This window comes from Nonomuraea ferruginea (assembly GCF_039540635.1).
Lineage (GTDB): Bacteria > Actinomycetota > Actinomycetes > Streptosporangiales > Streptosporangiaceae > Nonomuraea > Nonomuraea ferruginea.
The window spans coordinates 1-13,688 of sequence record NZ_BAABFD010000008.1 but is presented as its reverse complement, the minus strand read 5'-3'; the positions used below and the strand labels follow the sequence as shown (position 1 = coordinate 13,688).

Below are 13,688 nucleotides of genomic sequence, written 5' to 3'. Positions count from 1 at the left end.
GTGGACCAACCGGAGATCCGCGTACATTAAGCGCGTGACCGTCAACTACGCACAGCGGCGAGCTCGGCTCGCGGCCCTGCTGCCCGCCCACGAGGTCGACGCCATGCTGGTCACCTCGACCGTCAACGTCCGCTATCTCACGGGGCTCGTCAGTTCCAACGCCGCCGCCCTGATCAAGGCCGACGGCTCGGCGCTGCTGGTGACGGACAACCGCTACATCGAGAAGACGCACGGCCTCGACGTGCAGGCGGTCGAGGCCGCCGACGTGGCCGGGGAGCTCGCCGCCCCCGGCGTCGGCATCGAGGCCGCCCACATGAGCGTGGCCACCTACGAGCGGCTCGGGCCCGGGCTCGTGCCGCTCGGGCCCCTCGTCGAAGGGCTGCGCGCGGTCAAGGACGACGACGAGCTGGAGCTCCTCCGTACCGCCTGCGCCATCACCGACCAGGCCTTCGCCGACGTGCTGCACACCATCCGCCCCGGCGTCACCGAGCGCGACGTGGCCCGGCTCCTCGAAGCCCGCATGATCGAGCTCGGCGCCGCCAAGCCCGCCTTCGACACCATCGTCGCCGCGGGCCCGAACGGCGCCATCCCGCACCACGCCCCCACCGACCGCGAGCTGCGCTCCGGCGAGCTGGTCACCATCGACTTCGGCGCCGCCTACCAGGGGTACCACGCCGACATGACCCGCACCGTCTGCCTGGGCCCGCCCGCCGACTGGCAGAGCGAGGTCTACGACCTGGTCGCCGAGGCCCAGCGGGCCGGCCGGCACGCCGTCACCCCCGGCGCCACCGCCAAGGAGGTCGACGCCGCCGCCCGCTCCCTCATCGCCGCCGCCGGCCACGGCGACCATTTCCGGCACGGCCTCGGCCACGGCGTCGGGCTCGAGATCCATGAGGAGCCGTTCCTGGGCCCCGCACGTACCGGTAGACTTGAGGATCGAGTTCCGATCACCGTGGAGCCGGGGATCTACCTCCCGGGCCGGGGCGGTGTTCGCATCGAGGACACCCTCGTCACACGACAGGGCGAGCCGGAACTTTTCACCAAGACGACCAAGGAGCTGCTCGTCCTTTAGAGCGGCCACACGCGGGAGAGAACGAGTGGCGACAACCAACGACCTCAAGAACGGCATGGTGCTGAAGCTCGACGGTGGCGAGCTGTGGTCCGTTGTCGAGTTCCAGCACGTCAAGCCGGGCAAGGGCGGCGCGTTCGTGCGCACCAAGCTCAAGAACGTGCTCTCCGGCAAGGTCCTCGACAAGACCTTCAACGCCGGCGTCAAGGTCGAGGTGGCCAACGTCGACAAGCGCGAGATGCAATACTCCTACCGCGACGGCGACGACTTCGTGTTCATGGACACCGAGACCTACGACATGGTCAACGTGCCCTCCTCCACCGTCGGCGACGCCGCCAACTACATGCTGGAGAACACCCTGGCCACCGTGGCCTTCCACGAGGGCTCCGCGCTCTACGTCGACCTGCCCGCCGCGGTCGAGCTCACCATCGCCAGCACCGAGCCCGGCCTGCAGGGCGACCGCTCCACCGGCGGCACCAAGCCCGCCACGCTGGAGACCGACGCCGAGATCAAGGTGCCGCTCTTCATCACCACCGGCGAGCGGGTCAAGGTCGACACCCGCACCGGCGAATACCTCGGCCGGGCCTGAGGTGTCGGCACGGGGCAAAGCACGCCGGCGTGCGCTCGACATCCTCTTCGAGGCCGAACTCCGCAGTGAGGATCCGCTGAAGATCCTGGCCGAGCGGGTCGAGCGCCAGGAGCCCCCGGTCAACGAGTACACCTCCACCCTCGTCGAGGGGGTCACCCGCCATCTCGCCCGCATCGACGAGCTGATCACCACCTACTCCGAGGGCTGGACCCTCGAACGCATGCCCGCCGTCGACCGCAACCTCCTGCGCGGCGGCACCTACGAGCTGCTGTGGATGCCCGACGTCCCCGAGGGCGTGGTCATCAGCGAGTGGGTCCACCTGGCCGGCGAGCTGTCCACGGACGAGTCCCCCCAGTTCGTCAACGGGCTGCTGGCGCGTTTCAAGCAGCTCAAGCCCAGCCTGACGCTCTAGCTCCCGTACGGGCCGGTCACGGCGTCCCCCTGACCGGCTCCTCCGCACGGCGAGCCCGCCGCCACATCCACGTTTCACACCGGGCGTAACCCGCACCGCGGCGTCCGCGCCGTGTTAGCGCCGTGCTCGCGCTGGGTGTGAGCCGGCCGCCGCGCCGGTCACGCGCTGGGCGTAACCCGCCCGGCCCCGCGCGGGCCCCGCCGGTGCCAGCATGGGCGGCGTGCCTCCCGTGCCAGAGCCACGTGGCTGATCGGGTGTTCCGTCCAGCCGCGCTCGGCAACCCCCGGTTCCGCCTGCTGCTGCCCGGCCAGGTGGCCGCGGTCGCGGGCGAGCAGATGTTCGCCGTCGCGATCACCGTCTCCGTACTCCAGGTGGGTGGTGACGCGGTCGCGCTCGGCCTGGTCCTCGCCGCGCGCGGGGTCACGCTCGTGGTGTTCCTGCCGGTCGGCGGCGTGTGGGCCGACCGGCTGCCGCGGCAACGGGTCCTGATGGCCGCCTACGGACTCCAGGCCCTCCTGGCGGCGGCTCTCGCCGTGACCGGCACGTTCCCGATCTGGGCGGCGGCCGGGGCCGTGCTGCTGTCGGGGCTGGCCGAGGCGTTCGTCCGCCCCGCCTTCAACGCTCTGCTGCAGGGCGTGCTCGGCGACCACGAGCGCGTCTCCGGCAGGTCGCTGGTCAGCGTCGCGATCCGTACCGGCGTCATGGCCGGGCCAGCGGCGGGCGCCGGGGTGATCACCCTGTCCGGCACCGGGGCCGCGTACGGGATCACCGCGATGACCTTCGCTGTCGCGGTCCTGACCCTCTGGCGGGCCGGGGAACCCCGGCGGGAGCCCGCCCGCAGGGCCTCGTTCGTCCAGGACGTCCGCGCCGGCGTCGCCGAGGCGCGGCGGCTCCCGTGGGTGCGCGCCATTCTGATCTTCTCCGCGGTCAACCTCATGTTCGTCATCGCGCCGACGCAGGTCCTGCTGCCGGTCGTGACCACCGCCGCGTTCGGCTCGCCCGCCGTGTACGGGCTGGCGCTCACCTGCTACGGGGCCGGCGGCCTGGCAGGCGGCCTGGTCACGATGGCGTGGCGGCCGCGCGCCCCCGGGGCCGTGGCGCTGACCGCGATCGCCCTCTACGCCGCGGCGCCCCTCTCTCTGGTCCTCGCTCCCTCGCCGGCCGTGATCTTCCTGGCGTTCGCGATCGCCGGGGCGGGGGTGGAGACGTACGCGATCCACTGGGAGGTCGCCCTGCAGCGCGAGATCCCCGAGCACCTGATCGGGCGGATCAGCTCGTTCGCCTGGCTGTGCGGCTTCGGCCTGATGCCGTTCGGGCAGGCGCTGACCGGGCCGCTGGCCGCCCTCGCCGGGCCGGCGGCGGTGCTCGCGTCGGCGGCGGCCGTCATCCTCCTCGTGCCGCCGGCGCTGCTCCTGGTCAGGGGCATGCCGCGATTCCGGGACCCGCCGTGACCGGTTGCCCCGGCGGGACGGGCGGGGCGAGGATCGGGACATGGCCACCGAAGACGACGTCCGCAGGCTGGCGCTCGCGCTGCCCGGGACCGGCGAGAAGACCATGTACGGCACGCCCGCGTTCTACGTCCGCGGCAAGTGGTTCGCCAGGATGCGGGAGGAACGGGACGTGCTCGCGGTGCCGGTGCCCAGCGAGGAGGAGAAGCTGGAGCTCACCGCCGCCCGGCCCGGGGCGTTCTTCACCACGCCGCACTTCGACGGGTACGCCGCCGTGCTGGTCCGGCTGCCGGAGGTGGACGAGGAGGAGCTGGGCGAACTGCTCACCGACGCGTGGCGGCTGCGCGCCCCCAAGCGGCTGGTGGCCGCCTTCGACGCCTGACGACCCGTACGGGAGCGGTCCAGATCGCAGGGGAGCGGGCGGCACCCGTACGGCGTAGGCTGGGGCGGACCCACGAGGAGAGGGAGGCGAGCCGACGTTGCGAGCTGAAGGCGTCACGAGGACCCCGGCGGTGCGGACCGCCGTCGTCTGGGACGCGCTGCGCGAGGTGCTGGCGGAGCTGGCCGGCGCCACCGGGCGCGACGCGCTCGACATCGTCGACGCGGGCGGCGGCACCGGAGGGTTCGCCGTGCCGCTCGCGGCGCTGGGCCACACCGTGACCGTGGTCGATCCCAGCCCCGACTCGCTGGCCGCGCTCGAACGCCGGGCCAAGGAGGCGGGCGTGGAGGTGCGCGGCCTCCAGGGCGACACCGCCGACCTGGGCGAGCTGCTCAGCCCGGGCTGCGCCGACCTGGTGCTCTGCCACAGCGTGCTGGAGTACGTGGAGGATCCCGTCGGCGCCCTGACCGAGATGGCCGGGCTGCTGCGTCCCGGCGGTGCGGTCAGCGTGCTGGCTGCCAACCCGGTGGCCGCCGCCATCCACCGCGCGCTGGCCGGGCAGTTCGACGAGTCCAGGGCCGCGCTCGCCGACCCGCTCGGCAGCTGGGGCGACCGCGACCCCACGCCCCGCCGCTTCACCGGAGAGACCCTCACCGGCCTGCTGTCGGCGGCCGGGCTCGGGGCCGGGCCGGTCCACGGCGTGCGGGTCTTCGCCGACCTGGTGCCCAGCCGGCTCGTCGACGGGGAGCCGGGCGCGGCGGAGGCGCTGGTGGCCCTGGAGAAGGCCGCCTCGGCCCATCCGGTGCTGCGCGACATCGCGACCCAGCTGCACGTCGTCGGCCGCAGGCCATCGGCCTAGAACGCCTGTTCGGATAGAATCGGCGGCGTGGCACGCAAGCAGATCACGGGCATCGGCCCCGCTCCGCGGACCGGGGCCGACGACACCGGCTGCCCGATCCTGCACGTCGACATGGACGCCTTCTTCGCCAGCGTCGAGCTGCTGGAGCGGCCCGAGCTGCGCGGCCGACCGGTGATCGTGGGCTCGCCCGCCGGGCGCGGCGTCGTGCTCAGCGCCACCTACGAGGCCAGGGCGTTCGGTGTCCACTCCGCCATGCCGATGAGCCGGGCCCGCCGGCTCTGCCCTCAGGCGACGGTCATCCCGCCCAGCCACGGAAAATACTCCGAGGTCTCCAGAGGCGTCATGGAGATCTTCCATTCGATCACCCCGATGGTCGAGCCCATCGCGTCCGACGAGGCGTTCCTCGACGTCGGCGGCGCCCTGCGCCGGCTGGGGCCGCCCGCCGCGATCGCCGCCGCGATCAGGGCGGAGGTGCTGGAGCGCTTCGGCATCACGTGCTCGGTGGGCGTGGCCGGCAGCAAGTTCGTCGCCAAGCTCGCCTCCAAGCAGTGCAAGCCCGACGGCCTGCTGGTGGTGCCGCAGGAGGAGGTGGTGGCGTTCCTCCACCCGCTGCCCGTCTCCGCCCTGTGGGGCGTCGGCGAGCGCACCGAGCAGGCCCTCGTGCGCCTCGGCATCCGCACCGTCGGCGACCTGGCCCGGGTGCCCGTCGCCACGCTCCAGCGCGAGCTGGGCCCGTCCGCGGGCGGCCACCTGGCGGCGCTGGCGTGGGGCCGCGACGAGCGGCAGGTGAGCCCGCACGTCCCCGACAAGAGCATCGGCAACGAGGAGACGTTCGCCGCCGACGTCGACGATCCCGAGATCATCAAGCGCGAGCTGCTCCGCCTGTCCGAACGGGTCGCCGCGAGGATGCGTAAGGGCGGTCACGTGGGCAGGACTGTAAGTGTGAAGCTGCGCCGCGCTGACTTCTCCACCATCACCCGGTCCCGGACCCTTCCGGAGCCCACCGATGTCGCGCAGGAGATTTTCGCCACAGCCTGCGAGCTCTACCACGCCGCCGGGCTCGAACGGGTGCGCCTGCGCCTGGTCGGCGTCAGGATGGAGAACCTCCGGCCCGCCGATTCCGCCTCCCGTCAGCTCACTCTCGGTGAGCGCGAGACCGGCTGGCGTGAGGCCGAGCAGGCGATGGACCGGGCGATCCGGAGATTCGGTCCCGATGCCGTGCTCCCGGCTTCGCTAGTTCGGGGCAAACTTGATGAAATGGAGGCGTGAGGCGATGTCACGACTTCGGGGGAGGAGACCAAGATGGCCCAGAATGAAGCCATGACGTCACCTCCGGTTTGGTCTGCCTTGGACGTTTGCTTTCGCCTACGTCTACAGCCTCGTATTCTGGGGATAACCGACCGCGAGGTCCGGACACCCCGTGTCGTCCGTTGCCGTCTTCCCCGTCCTGGGGCCGTCCTTGGGAGGCGCCGTGCCGCTCTCTGAGCACGAGCAGCGCTTGCTCGACCAGATCGAGCAGGCCCTCTACGCCGAGGACCCGAAGTGGGCCAACACCGTAAGGATCAGTGACCCACGCAGCCATTACAAGCGGCGCCTGGTCAAAGCCACGATCGGCTTTGTCCTCGGCGTCGTCCTGTTGATGGTCGGCGTGGTGATCAACTTGATCCCGCTCGGCGTCGGCGGTTTCGTGGTCATGCTCGCTGCGTGTCTGTGGGGCCTGTCCAGCTGGAAACGAATGAATGGGTTCGGTGGTGACTCCTCGGCTCAGGGGGCTCCACCGCAGGGCAAGCAGGTCCGCCGGGGCAACCGGGGCACCTTCATGGAGCGCATGGAGGAACGCTGGCGTCGTCGTCACGACGAGCGCTGACACGCATCCCCCGATCAAGGCGTCCCCTAGACGAAGGTGCGGCCGTCCCCCTCGCGGGAGACGACCGCACCTTCGGTCAGATTCTCACGTCCCCTTCTGCGTCGCAGTCCTCCGCAGCCTGATGTTCTCCAGGCGGTCGAAGCCGTCCAGCAGCCGCTCGCCCACGAGCCGCAGCCGCCGCACCGTCGACGGCGGCAGCAGCACCGCCCGCACCCTCCTGGCACGTGACACGGTCGCCGCCAGGGCCTTGCGCACCCGGCGCAGGTCCCCGCCCATCGGCGGGATCTCGCCGGGCTCCCGCGAGTAGAGCACCCGCTCCACCGCCGAGGCGATCGCCGTGACGGCCGCCGCCGGTTCGGCCCCGAACTCGTACTGCTCGGTCAGCCGCCGCGCCAGCTGGCGCGGCGTCTCGCTGGGCTCGCGGGCCATCCCGTAGTCGTAGAGCGCGTCGTCCAGCTCCGCCCAGGCCGCCGCCACCGCCGGATGGCGGCCCGCCACGACCCTGGCCGTCATCTCGTCCGACGGCTCCGACACCTTCCAGCCCAGCGCCCGGACCCGCCTGCTCCTGGTGATCAGCCTGGCCGCGGCCGGGATCAGCAGCACCAGCAGCAGCACCGCGGCGCCGATGCCGATCTGCGCGGCGAGCGGCGTCGACTCCTCCGGCGGCAGCCCGCCGTTGGCCAGCAGCGCCTCCCGGTCCAGCTCGCGCACGTTGCCCCGGTTCTGCGGGCCCAGCTCCTCCTCCGCGCTGCCGCTGGAGGTCCGGTCCGGCGTCGGGGAGGAGGGGTCGGCCGTGGCCTCGGGCCGCGGCTGGGTGTACTCCGGCACCCGGGCGCTGCCCTGGCCCAGCGTGCCCGAGGGCGTCGGCTCGAACGGCAGCCAGCCCACGCCCTCGAAGTACAGCTCCGGCCACGAGTGGGAGTCGTTCGTGGCCACCGTCCACTGGCCGCCGAGCTGCGTGCCGCCCGTGTAGCCGATCGCCACCCGCGACGGGATGCCGACGACCCTGGCCAGGATCGCCATCGAGGCGGCGAACTGCTCGCAGTAGCCGGCCCGGCTGTGCAGCAGGAAGTCGGCCAGCGCCGAGTTGCCGTGCCCCTGGGTGCGCAGGCTGTAGGCGAAGCCGCCGGTGTCGGTGAAGAACCTCTGCAGCCGCACGGCCGCCTGGTAGGCGGTCTTGGCGTCGCCCGCCTGCTCCCGCGCGAGCTCCCTGATCTCCTCCGGCAGGTCGTCGGGGAGTTCCAGGTAGCGCTCGTCGATGCTCTGCCGGGACGACGGCGCCGACTCCAGCACCTCGGCCGTGGGTTCCGGGTCGCTGGTCGCGACCTGGTACTCCAGGCCCGCCGCCTCGTCGCGGGTGGAGAAGACCATCAGCGTGCGGACGTCAGCCCGCCAGTCGCCCTCGACGCGGATCTCCCGCGGCGGGTACGGCAGCGGCAGGAACGACAGCTTGGCGATCTCGTCGCTGATGGTGATCGTGGACGTGACGTTCTTCAGCTTCACGCCCCCGCCCAGGCCGGGCGGCGGCGGGAGCGGGCCGTTGTCCGTCCTGTTCTCCGGCGCGCCCTCCGGCTGCGTCATGCCGAACTGGTCGCCGTCGAAGGTGTCGAGGGAGTAGATGCGCAGGTACCGGGGCTGGTTGTCGGAGTTGGAGTAGGTCAGCACGGTCCGCTGCTCCGGCAGCTCCAGCTGGCCCTTCAGGTTCGCGATCGGGTTCGGGATGCTGATCGAGTTGCCCCGGCCGGGCCCGCCGCCCCCCACGCCGAAGGTGAAGAACGAGACCGGCTCCATGGCCGGCAGCATGGCCGGCACCAGCACGGCCAGCGCGATGGCGGCGAACCCGATGCGCTTGCCCGACAGGCGCAGCCCGCTCGTGTCGGCGGACGCGCCGGGGCCCCGCCTGTCCGGCCGCAGCTCCGCCGCCGTCGTCCGGGTCCGGCGCACCAGCACCGCCCGGCCCCACTGGCCGACCCGCTCGCGGCCGTCCGCGAGGAGCAGGCCGGTGAACCCGAACGCGGCCACGATGAACGCCGGCCAGCTGATCGGGTCGGACAGGATCGTGGCCGGCACCGTGGCCAGCGCCAGCAGCGGCAGCCCGGCCAGCGCCGCCTTGCGCAGCCTGGTCGCGAACAGGTCGACGACGATCGCGATCAGGCCCACGCCGCCCGTGGTGAGCAGCGTGATGGCCTCGTTGGCCGGGACCGGCGCCGCGTACCGCTGGATGTCGGCCCAGCCGGTGGCCAGCAGGCGCGCCACCTCCACCACGGAGTCCTCGGTCGGCACGAACAGCGCCCAGGCCTCCTCCGCCGCGAACGACACGGTCAGATAGACGAACAGCACGCCCACGCCGAGCAGCGGCGCCGCCCACGACGGCAGCGACAGCCGCCCGCTGACCAGGCTCGCCAGCATGACCGAGAGGACCGCGCCGAGCGAGCCCCAGAACCAGGCCCCGCCCTCGAACAGCGGATAGAGCAGGATCGCGGCCGTGAACGTCGCCACCGCGGCGGCGATCGAGAGCCTCATGAAGCCGTACCTCCGCTCACGGCGAACCGGCCGCGGCTGCCCGCGTCCTGCCACACCGACGCGATCGACACCCCGGCGGGCAGCCGGACGATCCGCCATCCGTATCCGGCCAGCACGGTCTGCACCGCCTGGTAGTCCTCGTCGGCCTCGCGGCCGTTCCACGTCTCCACGTCCAGCAGCACCGCCACGCCGGTGATGCCGCTGTGTCTCAGCCTGGCCAGGTCTCTGGCCTCCTCCGGGTCGAGCGAGCCGAGCACGGCCACGATCAGTCCGTCTCCGCCGCCCGCGCGCAGCGCGGAGACGCCCATCTCCAGCGAGCGCGCCGACGAGCCGCGCACCATCGCCAGCGTGTCCAGCAGCGACCAGCTCAGCCCGGTGTCGGTCAGGTGCTCGGGCCCCTGGTCGGTCACCAGCCGCAGGCCCAGGCCCTCGCGGGCGAGGTGGACGCCGATGGAGGCCGCGGCCGAGACCGCCACCTCGAACGACGAGCGCGGGCCCTCGCCGCGGTGCGCGTACTTACGGGTGTCGAGCAGGAGGGCGCCGCGGCTCTGCCACTGCTGTTCCTCGCGCCGTACCATCAGCTCGCCGCGCCGGGCCGTCGAGCGCCAGTGCACCCGGCGCAGGTCGTCGCCCTGCCGGTACTCGCGTGGGGCCACGTCGTCGTCGCCGGCCGCCGCCACGCTCCTGGTGCGGCTGTCGCCGCCGCCCGTCCACTCGCCCGACAGCCGCACGTGCGGCAGCGCCACCACCTGCGGAGTCACCACGAGCGTGTCGGTGATCGTGAACGCACGGGTCAGCTCCACGAGCCCGAACGGGTCCGCGATGCGCACCGACAGCGGCCCGATGGGGTACCGGCCGCGCAGATCCGAGCGCACCTTGTAGTCGATCTCCCGGATGCCCCGCGCCTCCACCCGGTCCAGCACGAACCTCGGCCGCACGCCCAGCGCGTACGGGACCGTGTCCTCGATCAGCAGCAGGCCGGTGGGCAGCCTGGTCACGTTCTCCAGCCGCAGCGTCACCGTGGCCTCGCCGCCCGCCTCGGCCCTGGCCGGGTCCAGCCGCCTGGCGCAGCTCAGCCGGTAGCGGGTGCGCGCCACCACCATCGCGGCCAGCAGCGGCAGCGCCGCCACCAGCACCCCGATCCTGAACAGGTCGTTCTCGCCGAGCAGGAACGCCATCAGCAGCGCCGCGACGCCCGACGCCAGGAAGGACCGTCCCCTGGAGGTGAGCGCTCGCAGTCCCGCTCTCACGACGCCCGGGTCTCCGGCACCGGGACGCGCCTGACGAGCTCCATCACCACCTGCTCGGGCAGCCGCCGCTGCCCCTGCGCCTCCACGCTGGGCAGCAGCCGGTGCGCCAGCACGGGGACCGCGAGGTCCTGCAGGTCGTCAGGGATGACGTAGTCGCGGCCCGACAGCGCCGCGTGCGCCCGCGCCGCCCGCACCAGCTGCAGCGTGGACCGCGGCGAGGCGCCCAGGCGCAGGTCGGGCGAGTGGCGGGTGGCCACCGCCAGGTCGATGGCGTACTTCTTGACCGGCTGCGACACGTACACGCCGCGCACCGCCTCGATCAGCGCGCGCACCTCCGACGTGGTGGCCACCGGCTCCAGCTTGTCCAGCGGCGAGGTGCCGCCGTGCACGTCCAGCATCTCCAGCTCGGCCGTCGGCTCCGGGTAGCCCATCGCCACCCTGGCCGTGAACCGGTCGCGCTGCGCCTCGGGCAGCGGGTAGGTGCCTTCCATCTCGATCGGGTTCTGCGTCGCGATCACCATGAACGGCGCGTCCAGCTGATAGGTGTGCCCGTCGACGGTGACCTGCCGCTCCTCCATGCACTCCAGCAACGCCGACTGGGTCTTGGGGGAGGCGCGGTTGATCTCGTCGCCCACCACGATGTTGGCGAACACCGGCCCCGGCTTGAACTCGAACTCGCGCGTCTGCTGGTTGTAGGCGCTCACTCCGGTGATGTCACTGGGCAGCAGGTCGGGGGTGAACTGCACGCGGCGCACCGGGCAGTCGATCGACCGCGCCAGCGCCTTGGCCAGCATCGTCTTGCCGACCCCTGGAACGTCCTCGATCAGCAGATGGCCCTCGGCGAGCAACACGGTCAGTGTGAGACGGACGGCGTCGCCCTTTCCCTCGATCACCGATTCGATGGCCTCGCGGATGCGGTGAGCGGTGGTGACCAGCTCCCCGAGCTGGTGAGGGACGTCATGGGTTACTGCCACCAGGCCTCCATGCGAAGTGCGACGGCCACCTCGCGCGAGGCTTCGCATTGCGGGAGGCATGCCATTGTTTTCCATTATCTGTACGACCCTACGACTCTGTGCGTTCTTGGGCGACTTTTGTGGATATTCCAGAGAAGCCTGCTCCTGTTCGCGTTCTTGTCGCATAGCGGTGCGAATGCCGTAACACACCGGGCCGCGCGCCGCGCCACTTTCCCCCACCTCCGCCCCGCCCGTCACAGGGCCTCCTTATTGGCCCGGCTTTCGCGCGCCCCGACACGCCCGCCACCGGTCCGCGGGCGCTTCCCCGGCCCCACTCCGCACCACCCGCTATGACCTGCGACAACGCCTCCCAGTTGAGCGGCGGACAAGGTTCGAATCAGTTGACGGTGGGGAGAAGTGGAGTATGGTGGTGCGCAGTGGAGAGCGCGGTGCACCAGCGCCGAGCGCTTCACGAGGCACGGGAGGTGGCGCCGATGTTCCTCGGCACCCATCACCCGCGTCTGGACGACAAGGGACGGCTGTTCCTGCCGGCTAAGTACCGTGAGGAGCTGGCGGAGGGTCTTGTGATCACCAAAGGCCAGGAGCGATGCCTCTACGTCTTTCCTGTGGAGGAGTTCCAGCGCATCACCGAGGCTCTCAGGACCGCCCCGGTTACCGCCAAAGCGGTGCGTGACTACAGCCGCGTCTTCTTCGCCAGCGCGTCCGACGAGAAGCCAGACAAACAGGGGCGCGTCACCATTCCGCAGGGCCTGCGCCAGTACGCCGGCCTGGAGCGTGACTGCGTCGTCATCGGGGCCAACACCCGTCTGGAGATCTGGGACGCACAGGCCTGGGACACCTATCTCAACGAGCAGGAACAGGCGTTCGCCGACCTCTCCGAGGAGGTGTTGCCAGGGATCTTGTAAACAAACGGTCGAGCCGTCGGAGATGTCGTTCGGCGAGGTCTCCACCCGCAACCACTGCCGGCCAGCTGATGCACCTTCCCCGGTGTCAGATGGCAGGCGTCCACGAAGAGGGTGCGGATGGGGACCTGGCCGGGCGGCGCCGGGGTGGGGACCCAGGACAACCGACACATCGACCGGCCGCGTCATCCGCGAGCCAGGACGCGAAAGGGGGGTGGAGATGCACGACGACGCCGACACGACCGGTCACGTTCCGGTCATGCTCGAACGCGTTCTGGAGCTGCTGGAGCCCGCGATCACCGCGTCCGCCTCCAGCCCCGCCCCCGTCGTCGTCGACGCCAATCTGGGGCTCGGCGGCCACACCGAGGCCCTGCTCGCCGCACACCCCTCACTCCACGTGATCGGCATCGACCGCGACCCTTTCGCGATCGAGTACGCCACGCGCAGGCTCGCGCCGTACGCCGGGCGCACCACACTGGTCCACGCCTCGTCCGACGAGCTGGACGCCGTGCTGGCCAGGGCGGGGCGCACCACTGTCGACGGGGCGCTGTTCGACCTCGGCGTCTCCTCGCCGCAGCTCGACGAGGCGGCGCGCGGGTTCGCCTACTCCTATGACGCCCCGCTGGACATGCGGATGGACACCGAGCAGGAGCTCACGGCGGAGACGGTGGTCAACACCTACTCCGCGGCCGAGCTGATCCGGATCCTGCGCGACTACGGCGAGGAGCGGTTCGCGGCACGGGTCGCGCACCTCATCGTCAAGGAACGCGCCAAGGACCCCATCACGTCGACGAAGCGGCTCGCGGACCTCGTGAGGGACGCGATCCCCGCCGCTACCCGGCGCACCGGGGGAAACCCCGCCAAAAGGACTTTCCAGGCGCTGCGCATCGAGGTCAACGCGGAGCTCGCCGCCCTGGAGGTGGCGCTGCCCGCCGCGCTCGACGCGCTGGCACTGGGCGGGAGGGTCGTCGTGCTCTCCTACCACTCGCTGGAGGACCGGCTCACCAAGCAGGTCCTCACCGCGCGGACCAGGGACACCAGCCCGCCGGGGCTGCCCGTCCCGCTGCCGGCCCACCAGCCGCGGTTCCGCACCCTGACGAGGGGAGCCGAGCTCCCGAGCGAAGAAGAGCTGGCCCGCAACCCGCGGGCGGCTTCGGCCCGGCTCAGGGCCGCAGAGAGGATCCGTGTTGACGACCAGGACTGAGCAGGAGACCAGGCGGGGCGCGCCCGTCCGCGGCGCTGTGCCCACGACTGGGGCCAAGACCGGCCAGCGCAGGCCCGAGCCGCCGCACCCGGCCAAGCCCGTCCCGCAGCCGCGGCCCGACGCGGCCAGGCGCCGCCCGCGCGCCGACGACGAGCCGTGGTCGGAGGTGTACGAGTCGGCGGAGCGGTGCCCGGACGAGCTGCTGCTCTTCT

At 71.9% G+C, this 13,688-nt stretch carries 14 protein-coding genes; 11 read left to right on the top strand and 3 right to left on the bottom strand.

Annotated features, from left to right (window positions below; all coding sequences use genetic code 11):
* Positions 1 to 34 precede the first annotated feature (34 nt).
* From ABD999_RS16485 to ABD999_RS16450, 8 genes are all read left to right on the top strand, one after another.
* Positions 35 to 1,072 (top strand): M24 family metallopeptidase, encoded by a 1,038-nt coding sequence (locus ABD999_RS16485; protein WP_148032693.1) that lies wholly within the window; start codon positions 35 to 37, stop codon positions 1,070 to 1,072.
* Between the two features lie 25 nt (positions 1,073 to 1,097).
* The gene (gene efp / locus ABD999_RS16480) at positions 1,098 to 1,658 is read left to right on the top strand and encodes an elongation factor P (RefSeq protein WP_148032692.1); all 561 of its coding nucleotides are present in this window, start codon (positions 1,098 to 1,100) and stop codon (positions 1,656 to 1,658) included.
* 1 nt (position 1,659) lies between these two features.
* On the top strand, positions 1,660 to 2,070 hold the full coding sequence (gene nusB / locus ABD999_RS16475) for a transcription antitermination factor NusB (RefSeq protein ID WP_271279769.1): 411 nt from the start codon (positions 1,660 to 1,662) through the stop codon (positions 2,068 to 2,070).
* 242 nt (positions 2,071 to 2,312) lie between these two features.
* Positions 2,313 to 3,521 carry an MFS transporter gene (locus tag ABD999_RS16470; RefSeq protein ID WP_271279770.1) on the top strand — a complete coding sequence of 403 codons (1,209 nt, stop codon included), beginning with the start codon at positions 2,313 to 2,315 and terminating at the stop codon, positions 3,519 to 3,521.
* Positions 3,522 to 3,561: 40 nt separating this feature from the next.
* Complete coding sequence (locus ABD999_RS16465; protein ID WP_271279771.1) at positions 3,562 to 3,900, top strand: MmcQ/YjbR family DNA-binding protein; 339 nt, start codon at positions 3,562 to 3,564, stop codon at positions 3,898 to 3,900.
* 130 nt (positions 3,901 to 4,030) lie between these two features.
* On the top strand, positions 4,031 to 4,756 hold the full coding sequence (locus ABD999_RS16460; RefSeq protein ID WP_308248785.1) for a methyltransferase domain-containing protein: 726 nt from the start codon (positions 4,031 to 4,033) through the stop codon (positions 4,754 to 4,756).
* Positions 4,757 to 4,783: 27 nt separating this feature from the next.
* Complete coding sequence (gene dinB, locus ABD999_RS16455) at positions 4,784 to 6,025, top strand: DNA polymerase IV (protein WP_271279772.1); 1,242 nt, start codon at positions 4,784 to 4,786, stop codon at positions 6,023 to 6,025.
* A gap of 202 nt (positions 6,026 to 6,227) precedes the next feature.
* Positions 6,228 to 6,623, top strand: coding sequence for a DUF3040 domain-containing protein (locus tag ABD999_RS16450; protein ID WP_148032686.1), 396 nt, complete (start codon positions 6,228 to 6,230; stop codon positions 6,621 to 6,623).
* 84 nt (positions 6,624 to 6,707) lie between these two features.
* Here ABD999_RS16450 and ABD999_RS16445 read toward each other — a convergent pair whose 3' ends face one another.
* The 3 genes from ABD999_RS16445 to ABD999_RS16435 are packed head-to-tail and all read right to left on the bottom strand — an operon-like array spanning position 6,708 to position 11,418.
* Positions 6,708 to 9,146, bottom strand: coding sequence for a transglutaminase TgpA family protein (locus ABD999_RS16445; RefSeq protein ID WP_271279773.1), 2,439 nt, complete (start codon positions 9,144 to 9,146; stop codon positions 6,708 to 6,710).
* Complete coding sequence (locus ABD999_RS16440; RefSeq protein ID WP_148032684.1) at positions 9,143 to 10,396, bottom strand: DUF58 domain-containing protein; 1,254 nt, start codon at positions 10,394 to 10,396, stop codon at positions 9,143 to 9,145. The genes ABD999_RS16445 and ABD999_RS16440 overlap by 4 nt, the downstream gene beginning before the upstream one ends.
* Positions 10,393 to 11,418: an AAA family ATPase gene (locus ABD999_RS16435; RefSeq protein WP_372452399.1), complete on the bottom strand. Its 1,026-nt coding sequence runs from the start codon at positions 11,416 to 11,418 to the stop codon at positions 10,393 to 10,395. The genes ABD999_RS16440 and ABD999_RS16435 overlap by 4 nt, the downstream gene beginning before the upstream one ends.
* Positions 11,419 to 11,843: 425 nt before the next feature.
* On the opposite strand from ABD999_RS16435, the gene mraZ reads away from it, so the two are divergent.
* The 3 genes from mraZ to ABD999_RS16420 form a co-directional block, all read left to right on the top strand.
* Positions 11,844 to 12,275: a division/cell wall cluster transcriptional repressor MraZ gene (gene mraZ, locus ABD999_RS16430; RefSeq protein WP_148032682.1), complete on the top strand. Its 432-nt coding sequence runs from the start codon at positions 11,844 to 11,846 to the stop codon at positions 12,273 to 12,275.
* Positions 12,276 to 12,492: 217 nt separating this feature from the next.
* Positions 12,493 to 13,476 (top strand): 16S rRNA (cytosine(1402)-N(4))-methyltransferase RsmH, encoded by a 984-nt coding sequence (rsmH, locus tag ABD999_RS16425; protein WP_271279774.1) that lies wholly within the window; start codon positions 12,493 to 12,495, stop codon positions 13,474 to 13,476.
* On the top strand, positions 13,460 to 13,688 hold a 229-nt coding region (locus ABD999_RS16420; RefSeq protein ID WP_345482783.1), incomplete at its 3' end, for a hypothetical protein. The genes rsmH and ABD999_RS16420, both read left to right, overlap by 17 nt.